Annotated in this window: 11 protein-coding genes and 1 other annotated feature; of the genes, 2 read left to right on the forward strand and 9 right to left on the reverse strand. The window is 50.0% G+C overall.

Annotated features, from left to right (window positions below; genetic code table 11):
* Positions 1–154: 154 nt before the first annotated feature.
* The 4 genes from ACFVRY_RS23715 to ACFVRY_RS23730 form a co-directional block, all read right to left on the reverse strand.
* A complete protein-coding gene (locus tag ACFVRY_RS23715) occupies positions 155–439 on the reverse strand; it encodes a hypothetical protein (protein WP_387502766.1) in 285 nt (94 codons plus the stop codon).
* Between the two features lie 392 nt (positions 440–831).
* Positions 832–2,463, reverse strand: coding sequence for a chaperonin GroEL (groL, locus tag ACFVRY_RS23720; RefSeq protein ID WP_387502767.1), 1,632 nt, complete (start codon positions 2,461–2,463; stop codon positions 832–834).
* 151 nt (positions 2,464–2,614) lie between these two features.
* On the reverse strand, positions 2,615–2,896 hold the full coding sequence (gene groES / locus ACFVRY_RS23725; protein WP_175373947.1) for a co-chaperone GroES: 282 nt from the start codon (positions 2,894–2,896) through the stop codon (positions 2,615–2,617).
* A gap of 324 nt (positions 2,897–3,220) precedes the next feature.
* Positions 3,221–4,108 carry a LysR family transcriptional regulator gene (locus ACFVRY_RS23730; RefSeq protein WP_387502768.1) on the reverse strand — a complete coding sequence of 296 codons (888 nt, stop codon included), beginning with the start codon at positions 4,106–4,108 and terminating at the stop codon, positions 3,221–3,223.
* A gap of 264 nt (positions 4,109–4,372) precedes the next feature.
* Between ACFVRY_RS23730 and ACFVRY_RS23735 the strand changes: the two genes are divergently transcribed.
* Complete coding sequence (locus ACFVRY_RS23735) at positions 4,373–5,632, forward strand: MDR family MFS transporter (RefSeq protein WP_387502769.1); 1,260 nt, start codon at positions 4,373–4,375, stop codon at positions 5,630–5,632.
* Here ACFVRY_RS23735 and tatC read toward each other — a convergent pair.
* The 4 genes from tatC to ACFVRY_RS23755 form a co-directional block, all read right to left on the reverse strand.
* Entirely contained in the window at positions 5,613–6,383 is a 771-nt protein-coding gene (gene tatC, locus ACFVRY_RS23740) for a twin-arginine translocase subunit TatC (RefSeq protein ID WP_387502770.1), read from the reverse strand. The genes ACFVRY_RS23735 and tatC overlap by 20 nt on opposite strands.
* A 163-nt stretch (positions 6,384–6,546) precedes the next feature.
* Positions 6,547–6,792 (reverse strand): twin-arginine translocase TatA/TatE family subunit, encoded by a 246-nt coding sequence (gene tatA, locus ACFVRY_RS23745; RefSeq protein ID WP_175373943.1) that lies wholly within the window; start codon positions 6,790–6,792, stop codon positions 6,547–6,549.
* Between the two features lie 139 nt (positions 6,793–6,931).
* Positions 6,932–7,417 carry a MogA/MoaB family molybdenum cofactor biosynthesis protein gene (locus ACFVRY_RS23750; protein ID WP_020429419.1) on the reverse strand — a complete coding sequence of 162 codons (486 nt, stop codon included), beginning with the start codon at positions 7,415–7,417 and terminating at the stop codon, positions 6,932–6,934.
* A gap of 86 nt (positions 7,418–7,503) precedes the next feature.
* Positions 7,504–8,154 (reverse strand): 5-formyltetrahydrofolate cyclo-ligase, encoded by a 651-nt coding sequence (locus tag ACFVRY_RS23755; RefSeq protein WP_387502771.1) that lies wholly within the window; start codon positions 8,152–8,154, stop codon positions 7,504–7,506.
* 277 nt (positions 8,155–8,431) lie between these two features.
* On the opposite strand from ACFVRY_RS23755, the gene ACFVRY_RS23760 reads away from it, so the two are divergent.
* On the forward strand, positions 8,432–10,390 hold the full coding sequence (locus ACFVRY_RS23760) for an ABC-F family ATP-binding cassette domain-containing protein (RefSeq protein ID WP_387502772.1): 1,959 nt from the start codon (positions 8,432–8,434) through the stop codon (positions 10,388–10,390).
* Positions 10,391–10,940: 550 nt separating this feature from the next.
* On the opposite strand, the gene ACFVRY_RS23765 is transcribed toward ACFVRY_RS23760, so the two are convergent.
* Positions 10,941–12,485 carry a 2-isopropylmalate synthase gene (locus tag ACFVRY_RS23765; protein WP_387502773.1) on the reverse strand — a complete coding sequence of 515 codons (1,545 nt, stop codon included), beginning with the start codon at positions 12,483–12,485 and terminating at the stop codon, positions 10,941–10,943.
* Positions 12,486–13,326: 841 nt separating this feature from the next.
* Positions 13,327–13,614 (reverse strand) — a binding site (T-box leader).
* Positions 13,615–13,989 lie beyond the last annotated feature (375 nt).

Raw genomic sequence — 13,989 nt, forward strand, 5'->3', positions numbered from 1 at the left:
CGTCGTCTAGAGTAATTACTTCCAAAGGATTTATTAATATCTATGTAAATTACAGTATTTTTTCCACATATGAATCTAGTGCCTAGTCCTATAGCCATATATTCCACAGAATTTTGAGTTTATCCTTTATTAATAGTTCATTCATTTAATCATATTAATGTTTACGACTAATATCATTAGCAAGTATATGATTGATATCTTCACCGTATATCCAACCGTTATAAATACTCGGTATCAGCAATGTGCGACGTCCTGCAAATGGCAAGGTGTACGTTTTACTACGAATACAATGAACAGCCAAGGGAGATGTATCTTTCGTCACCGCTGCAAACACGGTTTCGGAGACGTCTTTCGTTTGTTGCGAACGGAACCAATTGAAGATCCGAAAGTCGGAACGCTGACGTTCGGCCAGCCACATGAATGTCTTCTTATAATCCATTGGCAAGCAAATGTACAAAGAAATCTCTACTTTTGGAGATAGGAGTGTGGTACTTCCATTTTACCAAAAAGGCGATTTCTTTTGCATTTTTATAAGCGGATGGTAGAAACTTTTATCTTCGAAGCAGCGGAGAGGACGGATTGTGGAAAAGCGGTAGCGTTCGCCTTGGTCTCCGTTTTTTTATCGCTAAGGGGAAATAAATAAAAACTGGGGACCACAGCGATTGGAACAACGGTCCGTTCGCGAAGCGCCACACTAGTACCGATGTCCATCCTACAAAAAAGAGGGCTGTCCCAAGCAGCCATTTCATGGCTTTTGGGACAACCCCTTTCATACAGATCAACGGCATTCCTCCGAAGAAGAGTCCTTGATGCTATAGGCTTTTCAACCTATTACATCATGCCGCCCATTCCACCCATGCCGCCCATGTCAGGAACGCCAGCAGCGCCTGCTGGTTCTGGCTTGTCAGCAATAACAGCTTCAGTAGTCAGGAACATGGACGCTACGGAAGCAGCGTTTTGCAGTGCGGAACGAGTTACTTTGGCAGGGTCAACGATCCCTGCTTCGAACATGTTCACCCACTCACCAGTAGCAGCGTTGTAGCCGATACCGATAGCTTCTTTTTTCAAGCGGTCCACGATAACGGAACCTTCTTGACCAGCGTTCGCTGCGATGGTGCGAACTGGCTCTTCCAACGCGCGAAGCACGATGTTTACGCCGGTTTTCTCGTCGCCGGATACGCTCACTGCCGCAACAGCGTTATATACGTTCACAAGAGCTGTACCCCCACCGGATACGATACCTTCTTCAACCGCAGCGCGGGTTGCGTTCAGGGCGTCTTCGATGCGCAGCTTACGCTCTTTCAATTCTGTTTCAGTTGCAGCGCCAACTTTGACAACGGCTACGCCGCCAGCCAATTTAGCCAGACGCTCTTGCAATTTCTCTTTGTCGAACTCGGAAGTAGTGTCTTCCAGTTGAGCACGGATTTGGTTCACGCGAGCAGTGATGTCCGCTTTGTCGCCGCTTCCGTCAACGATTGTAGTGTTCTCTTTGGTTACGCGTACTTGACGTGCGTTACCCAATTGCTCAATGGAAGTAGTCTTCAGGTCCAGACCGAGCTTCTCAGTGATCACTTGGCCGCCAGTCAGGGCAGCGATATCTTGCAGCATAGCTTCGCGACGGTCGCCAAAGCCAGGAGCTTTAACAGCAACAGCGTTGAAAGTTCCGCGCAGTTTGTTCACGATCAGCATAGCTTGTGCTTCGCCTTCGATGTCTTCAGCGATGATTACAAGCGGTCTAGCTTGCTGAACGATTTTTTCAAGCAGTGGCAAGATTTCTTGCGTGCTGCTGATTTTCTTGTCTGTGATTAGGATGTACGGGTTCTCCAGAACAGCTTCCATTTTGTCCGTGTCAGTGATCATGTACGGAGAAATGTAACCACGGTCGAACTGCATACCTTCAACCACTTCAAGCTCAGTCAGGAATCCGCGGGATTCTTCAACGGTGATTACGCCGTCTTTACCTACTTTTTCCATGGCTTCAGCAATCAGTTGGCCTACTTCATCGTCAGCAGCGGAGATTGCCGCTACTTGAGCGATAGATTGTTGACCTTCGATTGGTTTAGCGATCTTCTGCAATTCTTCAATTGCTGCCCGCACTGCTTTGTCAATCCCTTTGCGGATAACCATAGGGTTAGCGCCTGCAGTTACGTTCTTCAGACCTTCACGGATCATGGCTTGAGCCAGAACAGTTGCAGTAGTAGTACCGTCACCAGCAACATCGTTGGTCTTGGTAGCTACTTCTTTAACCAGTTGAGCACCCATGTTCTCGAAAGCATCTTCCAGTTCGATTTCTTTGGCGATGGTTACACCGTCGTTAGTGATCAGCGGGCTACCGAATTTCTTCTCCAGTACCACGTTGCGGCCTTTCGGTCCAAGTGTTACTTTTACCGCGTTTGCCAAAGCATCAACCCCGCGCAGCATTGCGCGGCGAGCATCTTCACTGAACTTGATTTCTTTTGCCATTGTGTAATATACCTCCTAAAAGTTTTGTGAGCATGCACTTCTTCGATCTTCTGCGTCAAAACTAGCTTCGAAAGCATCATCCTAGTTTTGTTAGCGTACACTTCTTCGTGCATTATTCATAAGTAATTGAGTTCAAGCTTATAAACGATTCTTAGTCCAGAATCGCGTGAATGTCGCTTTCTTTCATAATCAAATATTCTTTGCCTTCGTATTTGATTTCGGTTCCGGCATACTTCGAGAAGATTACACGGTCGCCTTCTTTAACTTCCAGTGCCACACGCACGCCATCTTTCAATGCGCCGCTGCCTACTGCGATAACCTTGCCTTCTTGCGGCTTCTCCTTGGAGGAGTCCGGAAGCACGATTCCGAAAGAAGTGGTTTCCTCCTGCTCGCTCGGTTCTACCAATACGCGTTCACCTAAAGGTTTGATCATGAAAAATAGCCTCCTTTAAAATTATGTGATTGTTCTTGAAAACAGAGATTAGGAATATCGCTGTAGTCTAAAGACTGCGATATTTTGAAAAATATGAATCTGGCATAAGAAATACCCGTCATTCCATATTTTTCAGCATCATTAGCACTCGACACTCCGTAGTGCTAACAACAATTTTTATGATACTCAACTTGAGAGCGGATTTCAAGTCCTTTTACACAAATTCGTATTTTGTTTTCGGAAAAAAATGGTTTTGGAAGGTTGTCCGACACATACCCCTTTACATTCTATCCAGCCGTCGGAAAAATATGCCTTTCTCCCCTATCATCCACCCGTAACAGCATCTTGTCTGTGCTTGCGGATATAGGCTAGAGCGAGTCGCATGAATTCGGCAGCCAGCCGCGGAATATTGATCTCATCCTTGACAGCCATCACGACCTCTTGCATGAGCGCAGGAGCGAAAGAAACAGCCGGTAGTTTTGCGCCGAGTCTGGAAATATAGAACCGGGGCAGTATAGACAGACCCAAGCCTTCCTGTACCATCGCCTGAATGGTATTGAAATCCTTCACTTCCATCACAACATTGAAGCCGGAATGGCTGGACAGCAGCAGATTGCGCAGATCCTCGTCCTTCGGCATTAGAAAGCACTGTTCTTTGATTTGCTCAAAATTTAGAAAGGATTCCTGCCCCAGCGGATGATTCTCCGGTAAAAGCACTACCATTTCATCGCGGATCAGGGGCACACTATGCCACTGTGGGTCTGGAAACATTGTTATACCGACATCAATAACGCCACTGGCGATCCATTCATTAATCTCCTCGGATTCTCCCTCGAAAACCACAAGCTCCGAGCCAGGGAAAGACTGCTTGAACGCCTCGGACAATTCCGGCACGAACCGGCAGGCAATATCCGGCGTGGCACCGATCCGCAACGAACCGGCCTGCATTTGCACGGCAAGAGCGGCTTCTTCCTTCATGACCTGGGTTGTATGCAAAATAAGACGGGCATGCTTCAGCATCGCCTCTCCGTTCTCGGTCAGGACAATACCTTGGCGGCTGCGGTGAAACAGCAGAATACCCAATTCTTTCTCCAGACTTTGAATCATCTGCGAAACGGCAGATTGAGTAAAACCAAGATCTTCGGCAGCACGGGTGAAGCTCTTCGCTTCCGCTGCGGCCGCAAACACTTGCAACTGGAGTATAGTCATCATCCCCCCTGCCGGAAGCCGGCAGAAGAATCCTCCCCTCTGTAGCACATCTGGTCATCTGGCCCAAATCAGCCATTAGTAAAAACTAATATCAACATCATCAACCTTAATTTTACTAACAAAATAGCGGCATGTATACTCCAGTTGTGCAGATCGGTAAGCGAAATCGAAAAGACAGGACCTTTGAGGGACTGAAGCCTGGCATACGAGAATTTGGAACTACAAATTAACGCACTAGCCGAGTGAAAGAAAGCGGGAAAACACCTCATGACAGCCAAAAAAATCAACCTATTATCATTCTTCCGGTCCTATAACGGGGCCGTTTGGCTCCAGTTCACAGGCACTATTCTCAGTTCATTAACGATGTTCATGATCCGGCCTTTTCTGGTCTTATACTTACATGACCAAATGAACGGCTCTGTGCTGCTGCCGATCCTGATTGTCGGCCTGCAGCCCTTATTCGGCATCTTCGCCGGAATCGGCGGCGGAAGCCTCAGTGACCGGTATGGACGCAAGCCAGTTATGGTTGCTTCGCTACTGTTACAAACCCTATCCTTCGCCGGCTATGCCTTGGCAGACGGAATCATCCTCTTCGCAGCCGCCTCTATCCTGAACGGGATCGGCTCGGCCCTTTTCCAACCAGCAGCCAGTGCCCAGATCTCCGACATTGTCCAGCCGGAGAAGCGGGCGGAGGTCTATGCGCTGCTGCATATGGCGCTTAATTTCGGCGCTGCCTTCGGTCCCGCTCTCGGACTCATGCTGTTCTCCTGGAACGTGCATATCGTCTTCTGGATCGCCGCACTACTACTGGCTGCCTATTCAGGGCTGCTCTGGCTCCGTTTGAAGGAATCGGCACCGTCCAGGCTACCTAAAAGTGGACAAACTAATGGGGCAGCTGTATCTTGGCTGACGGCAGCAAAACAGCCAGAGAACCGGATGATTCTCTGGCTGACACTCTGCTACCTGCCTGTTGGCTTTCTGTATGCCCAGGTGGACTCCACATTACCTTTTCAGCTACAGACGCATTTCGATAACTATAAAACCGTACTTGCCACGATGCTGACCTTCAACGGTGTGACCGTCATTTTGCTTCAGTTGTGGGTTGCCAAAGTGACGGCACGCTTCACAGCACGCCGCATGCTCAGCATCGCCTACCTGCTCTTCGCTGCAGTCGCACTGGGCTACGGGTTCGCCCCCACGCTTTTCCTGCTGCTGGCCGCAGAGTTTATCTTCTCTGTTGGTGAGATGCTGCACGGACCTCATGCGCAAAAGGCCGTTGCCGAGATGGCTACGGCCGATCAGCGAGGGTATGCCTTCGCCATATACGGCATGGGTCCTCAAGTCTCCAGGGCACTTGGCCCGTTGCTGGGCGGCGTTGTCCTGGATCTATGGAACGGCACTGCCCTGTTCGTGCTGATTGCCCTTTTCACCCTGATCATGGGGAGAATTCAGTCACGCTTCTTACGCAGTGCTGCTTCAGGAAAACACTGCTCTACAAGCACACCCGTTAATCCTCCTGTCGCTTAACGTACCGCTCCTCCAGCTCCTTATCCGCAGCGAGTTGCTTTCGGTATACAAAAGCTGAGAGGAATACACTGAATTCATACAAAATTAGCAGCGGAATCGCTACCAGAAAGTCAGAGATGAAATCCGGCGGGGTAATCACGATCCCAATAAAGACCAGGACAAAGTACGCATACCGTCTCAGTTTGCGCAGACGCAGCGGGTTAAGAATTCTGATTTTGGTCAGGAACATAACCACCAGCGGCAGCTCAAACAGCAGCGCCATCGGCAGGACCAAGCTGAACATAAACTCAAAATATTGAGCAATGCCATAGGTTTCTTCTAGTCCCATATCTCTTGTGATGGAGATTGTAAAAGAAAGCGCCATCGGAAACACAATGTAATAAGCGAATAATACCCCGAGGATAAAAAGAATGAATACGTACGGCACATAACGTAGTGCCGCGTTCCGCTCCACCTGACGCAGCCCTGGGCTGACGAATGCCCATAGCTGATAGATGATAAAAGGAACCGAAATGGCCAGTGATAAGGCCATGGCAATCTTCATGTACATGCCAATCCCGTCCCAGAAAGAGAAGGCATGCAGCACAAAGCCTTGTGCCAGATCGGAACGGATCAGATATTCGTAGATCGGCTTAGCGCAGAACAATCCGCCCACCAAGCCCAGTACAAAGACAATCAGCACATAAATAATCCGTTTTCGTAATTCGGTGAGATGATCCACCAACGACATCTCATCACCCTTCCCAGACATGCAGACACCACCCATGACACAAAATAACCCCACAAAGTACAGCAGGGAGCTCGCTGCTCTGTCACCATACTTTGTGGGGTTTTCTGATACCAATTCAAAAAAAGAGGGCGCTCTCCAAAGCCACTAGTCGACTTAAGAGAAAACCCCCGCCTTAATTGTTCTATTATTCCGGTAGACGTCTGTCCTGCGGAACATTGGCCGCTGCATTCTGCGGGGCTTCCGGCGCTGGTGGAGCTTCGCTCTTCTTGGCCGGCTCAGAATCACCGACGATATCACGTGCACCTTCCTTGAACTCGCGAAAGGTTCGTCCAACTGCCCGGCCCAGTTCGGGAAGCTTATTCGGACCAAAGAGCAACAGCGCCAGTATCACCAGCAAGATAATTCCCGGAGTACCAATTCCACTTAACATTGTTTATCCTCCTTGTCATTCTGTCCGTTCATGATACCGTTTACGACGATTTAATAATACCATAACTTATATCACACATCCATCGATTTTCTTCGAGTGATAGGGTGACATGACAAGAAAATGACCCGGAAAAACAGTGTTACTGGCGATACTGTCCAGTCACCATCAATAATGCCTCAGGAAGCTGGTCCATGATGGCCGCCAGATTCTCGTGCACACCCTTCGGCGTGCCTGGCAGATTCACAATCAGCGTACGTCCGCGTATACCGCAAATGCCGCGAAACAGCATTACTGCGCGGTTCTTCTGCATAACCGTACTCCGCATCGCCTCGGAAAGTCCTGGTACCTCTCGCTCAATGACACGCCGAGTGGCTTCTGGCGTTACATCACGGATGGCAAGATCCGTCCCCCCGGTTGTAAGAACCAGGTCCGCCTGAAAGTAATCCGTTAATTCTATTAAAGCCGCAATAATCTCATCCTGCTCATCAGGGACAATTCGATATTCAACAATCTCCCCTCCAAGCTCTTCCTCTACCAGCTCCCGGATCACCTGGGCGCTCGTGTCTTCCCGTTCGCCCCTGGCCCCTTTATCGCTGGCCGTCAGGATTGCTGTTTTCCACGCCATAGGTTCGCCCTCCCTCTCTTATATGTTATGTATCGTTATGCAGTGCAGCGCGCTACTAGAGCTTCTACACTTCTTGCTGTCAGGGGTTATCCCTTGTAAAACTCTCCGTTATGGCAATCCAGCACACCATGCTCCGTAATCAGCATGTCCATAATAGCATCGTGGTCATCCATCGGCACTTCTTCCACGATCTGCATATCGTAGGCCAGCCCGATCCAAAGCGGAGTGGCCACTCCTTCACAGAGACCGCTAGTCTCCCAGGATGAACGCAGACGGTCATAGTAACCCCGTCCATATCCGAGGCGTCCGCCCCGGATATCAAATGCTAGTCCCGGTACGAATACTGCGGCCGGAAGTTTGCTGGAGACCATGGTCCCCGCATCCTCTCCGGCCGCTGTCGGCTCCATGATGCCATACGTACCAACGGACAACTCCTCCCAGGAAGTGACACGATGCAGTGTCATGGCTCCACTGCTGGGAACAACCCGAGGCAGTAGCACCTCGCACCCAGCTTCCCAAGCGCGTGTGAGTAGCGGCCTGGTGTTCAGTTCTGAACGGAAGGATACATAGGCCATAATTGAAGACAAAGTCTCAGACTCGCTCCACGCCCAAGCTTTGCGGCAGACCCTAGTGGACAGCTCTCTGCGCTGCTCCAGGGATAAACTGTCCCGAGCGGTAGCCTGCTGCACCCGCAGCTCGCGCTTTCTTCGCACGAGCTCTTCATGCAAGCCCGTCATAAGCAGCCGCCTCCCTCTTCTGTCCGTCGTTTCTCCTAGTTTGTAAGATTAGTTTACCACTCTTCTCCCCGGTTCGCCAAGATAGCCCGAAGACATGGTTTTGCGCACGGGCGTTCCCCGTGTCCCGGGCCCTCTTCGTGAAACGTTCGGGTCTTCTTTCCCCCGGCAAGCTCTCGCACCGGAAACGCTTTTCATGTAAACTAAAAGGAATACGTGATTATAGCGGCTAAGGCGACAGTGCCAAGGCGTAATATGCAAGGGTGGAGGTTTCATCATTATGCTTCTTCAAGCAACAGGAATTACGAAATTATATGGAATACAAAGCGTGCTGGACGGTATCAACCTTCAGGTTAACGAAAAAGAGCGAGTAGGCCTAGTTGGAGTCAACGGAGCCGGGAAATCCACTTTTCTGCAAATTCTAGCGGGTGAACTGTCTTTTGACAGCGGGCAAATTCATAAATCCAAAGAAACAACGATTGGCTATCTAGCCCAGAACAGTGGACTGCAATCGGACAAGACCATAGAAGAAGAAATGCTAGCGGTCTTTGCTCCGTTAATAGAAGCTGAATCTGAACTGCGGCGGTTAGAGGAACAGATTGCCGATCCCGCACTGGCAGACGACCCCAAACGGTACGAGGATCTGCTAGAGCGTTATGCTCGTCAGTCCGACTGGTTCAAGGACCACGGCGGCTATGAGATGAATACCCGGATTCGCAGCGTCTTACATGGTATGGGCTTCGGCGAATTTGCGCCGGACACACGGATCTCCACCTTAAGCGGTGGGCAGAAGACACGGCTCGCATTAGCCCGGATTCTGCTTCAAGCCCCGGACCTGCTCATGCTGGATGAGCCGACCAACCATTTAGACATCGAGACTTTGACCTGGCTTGAGGATTATCTGCGCGGATATTCCGGTGGCATTCTCGTGGTTTCCCATGACCGGTATTTCCTCGATCGACTGGTGACAACAATTGTAGAGATTGAACGGCACCAGTCCCGGAGGTACACGGGCAATTACAGCCGTTATGTAGATATCAAGGCAGCCGAATATGAAGCTCGGCTCAAACAGTATGAGAAACAACAAGGCGAGATCGCCAAGATGGAGGAGTTCGTACAGCGCAACATCGTCCGGGCCTCCACAACCAAACGGGCACAGAGCCGACGCAAAGCACTGGAGAAGATGGACCGGATTGACAAACCGCTAGGCGACCTGAAAAAGGCCAACTTCGCTTTTGAGCCGGATTTCATGTCAGGCAAAGAAGTTCTGCAGGTACGTGATGTGGCCGTTGCCTTCGGAGAAGGACAGCCCCCGCTGTTCAGCAATGCCTCTTTTGAACTACGCCGTGGCGAGACCGCCGCGTTAATTGGACCAAACGGGATCGGTAAGTCCACGATGCTACAATGCATGATGGGTACGCGGGAGCCTTCTGCTGGAACCGTAAACTGGGGCACCAAAGTCAAAATCGGGTACTATGACCAAGAGCAGACACGCCTGAACCCACGAAATACGGTGCTAGAAGAGCTGTGGAGCGAATACCCGATGCTGGAGGAAGCCAGAATTCGTACCATCCTTGGCAACTTCCTGTTCAGTGGTGAAGATGTTCTGAAGAAAGTCTCTGCACTGAGCGGTGGAGAAAAAGCGCGGGTGGCGCTCTCCAAGTTGATGCTGCGCGGCGCTAACATGCTCATTCTGGATGAGCCGACGAACCATCTGGATCTCGTCAGCCGTGAAGTGCTGGAATCAGCTCTGATAGATTTTGAAGGCACACTGCTGTTCATTTCCCATGACCGTTATTTCCTCAATAAAATGGCAGAACGTGTGCTAGAGTTGCACCCCGATGGCATTGACCCGTATCTCGGCAACTACGACGATTATATTGAGAAGAAGCGGGAGCTGGAGGATATCGCCAAGGAGGCCGCCGAACAGGCTGCGCTCAAGTCTGCCGCCAAAAACATCGACAAAGAGCCCGCTCCCGTCGAGAAAGGCACGGCCTCTTCCTTTGAAGCAGACAAACAGGCCAAGCGCGAGGAACGTAACCGCCAGCGGCGGATCACTGAACTGGAAGAGGGCATCGCAACATTGGAAGAAGAAATTGCTTTTATAGAGAATGAGATGACCAAGCAGGAAGTCTACCAGGATTACATGGCACTTCAGCAGTATGAAGAAGAATTAAAGGATAAGAAGGAACGATTGAGTCATATTTTTAGCGAATGGGAAATCCTTGCTGACGAATAATGTAAATCGGCTTCAAAAAAATATTTTAACAGTTCCCATTTTGTTCAAATATACTTATCCACAACTCTATCCCCAGTTTTCGTGCATAACTCTTTGTTAAACACAGCCCTTCGGGGCTTTTTTTATGGATTAAATCGCCCTTTCTGTTGTCAAGGAAATATTATCCACCATATTATCCACATTTTCCACAGAACAACCTCACATCACCCCATCTAATCAAAGCCCTTAAAAAAAGAGCTGGTATTGCTGGTTTTACGCACTTTTTACACAATTCGTCCGGAATATGTGGATAACGTTGTCCACACCTTGACAAAGGCAATTCCCCTTAATATTTCCCGTGATTTTATGGCAAAAAAGAACCCGCTATCTCCGTATCAGACAGCGGGTCTAGTCAAAATAAGACAGCTAAGTGTGGGCGATGCCTTCCCTTTCGCCGAAACCTGAAGAACTATGGAGCTGAGAATCGCGGATAAAACGGCCGCCGGCGCAATCGTAAAGCCGATTTCTAGCGGCGATCTGCCGAACAGGTTGGCCAGCGCACATCTTTTGGCTACTCCGCTTCTACACTCCGTGCGGAGAGCAGCGCTGCGTTGCAGGCTGCAATATAGGCCAATCCAGCGGCCATTACAATATCCTGGTGGATCGCCGTACCCCTGAATTTGACGCCGCCCCATTCTACCATTACCGCAGCCTCAGCCTGGGCATTCTCCCCGCTGCCCAGCGAGTGCAGCTCCAGCCCGGCAAAATCAATATCCTCCGCAATTCCTTGCCCAATCGCAGCAATAATCGCTCCAAGAGGACCGTCACCTGTGCTGGTATGCGAGGTCTCGCTGCCGCTCTGCAAGTGACGCACCGTCACTGCAGCCACACGTCGCGCTGCGCTTCCGGCCAGCACCTGCACCTCGCCCAGTTCATAGACCTGGGCCTGCTGTCCAGTCGTGCTGCTAACCATCTGCAGGAGTTGTTCATCGCTGACAACTTTTTGCCGGTCAGCTGTTTCTTTGAACGACTCGTACAGAGCATCCAGCTCCGCCGGTTCAAGGGCAATTCCGTATTTTGCGGCTCTGTCCTTCAGTGCATGGCGGCCGGAATGCTTGCCCAGGATAATCATGCTGCGCGGAATACCAAGACGTTCCGGGTCCATGATCTCATAGGTGCTGCGATCCTTCAGCAAGCCGTCCTGGTGAATACCAGACTCATGCTGAAAGGCATTTCTGCCAACGACCGGCTTATTGTAAGCAATGGGAAAATGCATCGCGCTACTGATCAGTCGTGAAGACTCATACAGTTGATCAAGTGCAATACCCGTCTCTGCCCCCAGAACATCGCCACGAGTCTCCAGTGCCATGACCAGTTCCTCCAGCGCACAGTTGCCTGTTCGCTCACCGACCCCATTGACGGTCACCTCGATCTGTGTCGCGCCTCCCTCAATAGCCGCCAGGCTGTTGGCCACGGCAAGCCCCAGATCATTGTGACAGTGGGCACTGTAGATGACCTTATCTCCACCTCTTGCCCCCAGCCGCACCCGCCGGAACATCTCGCCGTATTCATGCGGCAGCGCGTAGCCAACTGTATCGGGCAGGTTAATAATAGACGCTCCTTCCTCGATGACTGCCTCCACCATCTCAATCAGGTCATCAATATTAGTCCGAGCGGCGTCCATCGCCGTGAACTCCACAACATCTGTGAATTGACGGGCATACGCCGTCATCTCACGGGCTTTTGCCACCACTTCCGGTCTGCTCATCCGCAGCTGATGCTGCAGATGAATGTCCGAGGAGGAAATGAACAAGTGAATCCGCCGCCGCTCGGCATCACGGGTTGCTTTTACAGCGGCATCAATATCGCCCTTGACTGCGCGGGCAAATCCGCAAATTTCTACGTTCCGTATTTTGCGCGAAATCGTCTCCACCGCGTTAAAATCACCAGGACTGGATACGGGAAATCCCGGTTCCATCACATCTACGCCTAACTCTGCAAGCTTGTAAGCCAGCAGTATCTTTTGCTCCGGCGTCAGGCTCGCACCCGGTGCTTGCTCACCATCACGCAGCGTGGTATCAAAAATCTGAATTCGTTTCTTAACTGGAATAATCATGGTAAATACCTCCTGATTTATGTGTTTGTTTTGGATTGATTTCGGACTATATTGAGTGATTTTGGGTTGAATTTAATTCGAATGGGTCTGAGTTAATGTTATTTGCTGTTGGTATAGGTTTGGATCTTACTTGGATCTAGGTTTGGCTTTAGATTTGGCTTTGAATTTGGCTTTGAATTTGGCTTTGTATTTGTTTCTAGCTTGTTTTGGTTCTGTGTTTGATGTCTATTTACTTAATAATCAACTTTGAAGCTAGCAGAACTGATCATCGCTTGGATCTATAATTGATTCACCTGTGATAGGCCGGCGTTTGAACTGCTTAATCTGCCCTTCTACTGCTCTCGGTCTGCTCTTGATGGTGCCATACGAATAATAACTGGAAATACTCCAGTTATTCTGGTACAAAACGCCAACGATCCCTGTAATAACAGGAATACCTCCCGTTAATTCACTCTAAATCTATGCTCAGGGGCATAAACCGCAGAATTAAAGTGAGTTTTTCCTGTTATTTTCACAAAAAACGAGGTTTGCAACTAATTAACAGGAGATAATCCTGTTAATTTCAGTTAAGTTGTATAGCTAGGGCTAAATCTTTCATAAAATCTGTTTGGACGGACGAAACAACCCCTGTATATCTCTCTGTAACATGCTTTATGTTTATTGCGCACAACCACACGTCGACTTGCGGTCGTGCTAATTCCCACCCACTGCTGCCGGCAGCTAGATGACAGTAGGAATTCCGCTGTTAATGCAGCGGAACTCCTACTCTCCGCACCCTGCGGACCAGGTACAGCTATATGCCCCATTCGGTCCGCAGGAACGCAAAAACCCGCCGTCTCATATAAGAGACGGCGGGTTTCCCCTCCGCGGTACCACTCTTGTTGACGCACAGTCGAACAGCATAACATCATCTGCTCGCTGAGTGCATCCAGCTCCTCTTCCCGGCAGGACGCTGAAGTTCATCTTCATCCTGCGGGAAGGTCCGGTAACGGGGACAAACCGTAACGGCCTACTGTTGTTCAGCCGTTCCGCTCCCGGGCGAGCTTCAAAGATTCTGGTGACTGCGTCGCACCCTACCGCAGCTCTCTGAACACCATAGTCTTTTACTACTCCCGTTCACAGCGTATATCTTTTGGAAAAAAGCATACAAAAAAGCCTGCCATCTCATTCAAGAGACGACAGGCTATTAACCTTCGCGGTACCACTCTTGTTGATACTCCTGATATCGGCTTATCTGCACCGACACTGAAATATCCACTTAACAGCCAAACAAATCAACCGGACGACATCATGTCCTTTCCTTTGTTTGACCACCCTCTCACGGAGGTTAACCGTAACGATGTATGAAAGGCCCCGGCGTGCACTGCCGTTCAATCCCTAGTCTAGGGCTTCCTTTGTTCCACCGCTCCGCTCCCGGACGAGTTCAGGTCTCCTTCGACTGCGTTGCACCATCCCGCAGCTCTCTTAACCCGGAGTTTCCTTACTACTTCCATTCATTGCGTTT

Source organism: Paenibacillus sp. NPDC057934, from assembly GCF_042887565.1.
GTDB lineage: Bacteria > Bacillota > Bacilli > Paenibacillales > Paenibacillaceae > Paenibacillus_AQ.

Excerpts from the sequence above, each read along its gene's own strand:
- ACFVRY_RS23735 (WP_387502769.1), top strand. The coding sequence starts at position 4,373 with ATGACAGCCAAAAAAATCAACCTATTATCATTCTTCCGGTCCTATAAC.
- ACFVRY_RS23765 (WP_387502773.1), bottom strand. The coding sequence starts at position 12,485 with ATGATTATTCCAGTTAAGAAACGAATTCAGATTTTTGATACCACGCTG.
- ACFVRY_RS23730 (WP_387502768.1), bottom strand. The coding sequence starts at position 4,108 with ATGATGACTATACTCCAGTTGCAAGTGTTTGCGGCCGCAGCGGAAGCG.
- tatA (WP_175373943.1), bottom strand. The coding sequence starts at position 6,792 with ATGTTAAGTGGAATTGGTACTCCGGGAATTATCTTGCTGGTGATACTG.
- groES (WP_175373947.1), bottom strand. The coding sequence starts at position 2,896 with ATGATCAAACCTTTAGGTGAACGCGTATTGGTAGAACCGAGCGAGCAG.
- ACFVRY_RS23760 (WP_387502772.1), top strand. The coding sequence starts at position 8,432 with ATGCTTCTTCAAGCAACAGGAATTACGAAATTATATGGAATACAAAGC.
- ACFVRY_RS23750 (WP_020429419.1), bottom strand. The coding sequence starts at position 7,417 with ATGGCGTGGAAAACAGCAATCCTGACGGCCAGCGATAAAGGGGCCAGG.
- ACFVRY_RS23715 (WP_387502766.1), bottom strand. The coding sequence starts at position 439 with ATGGATTATAAGAAGACATTCATGTGGCTGGCCGAACGTCAGCGTTCC.
- ACFVRY_RS23755 (WP_387502771.1), bottom strand. The coding sequence starts at position 8,154 with ATGACGGGCTTGCATGAAGAGCTCGTGCGAAGAAAGCGCGAGCTGCGG.
- tatC (WP_387502770.1), bottom strand. The coding sequence starts at position 6,383 with ATGTCTGGGAAGGGTGATGAGATGTCGTTGGTGGATCATCTCACCGAA.
- groL (WP_387502767.1), bottom strand. The coding sequence starts at position 2,463 with ATGGCAAAAGAAATCAAGTTCAGTGAAGATGCTCGCCGCGCAATGCTG.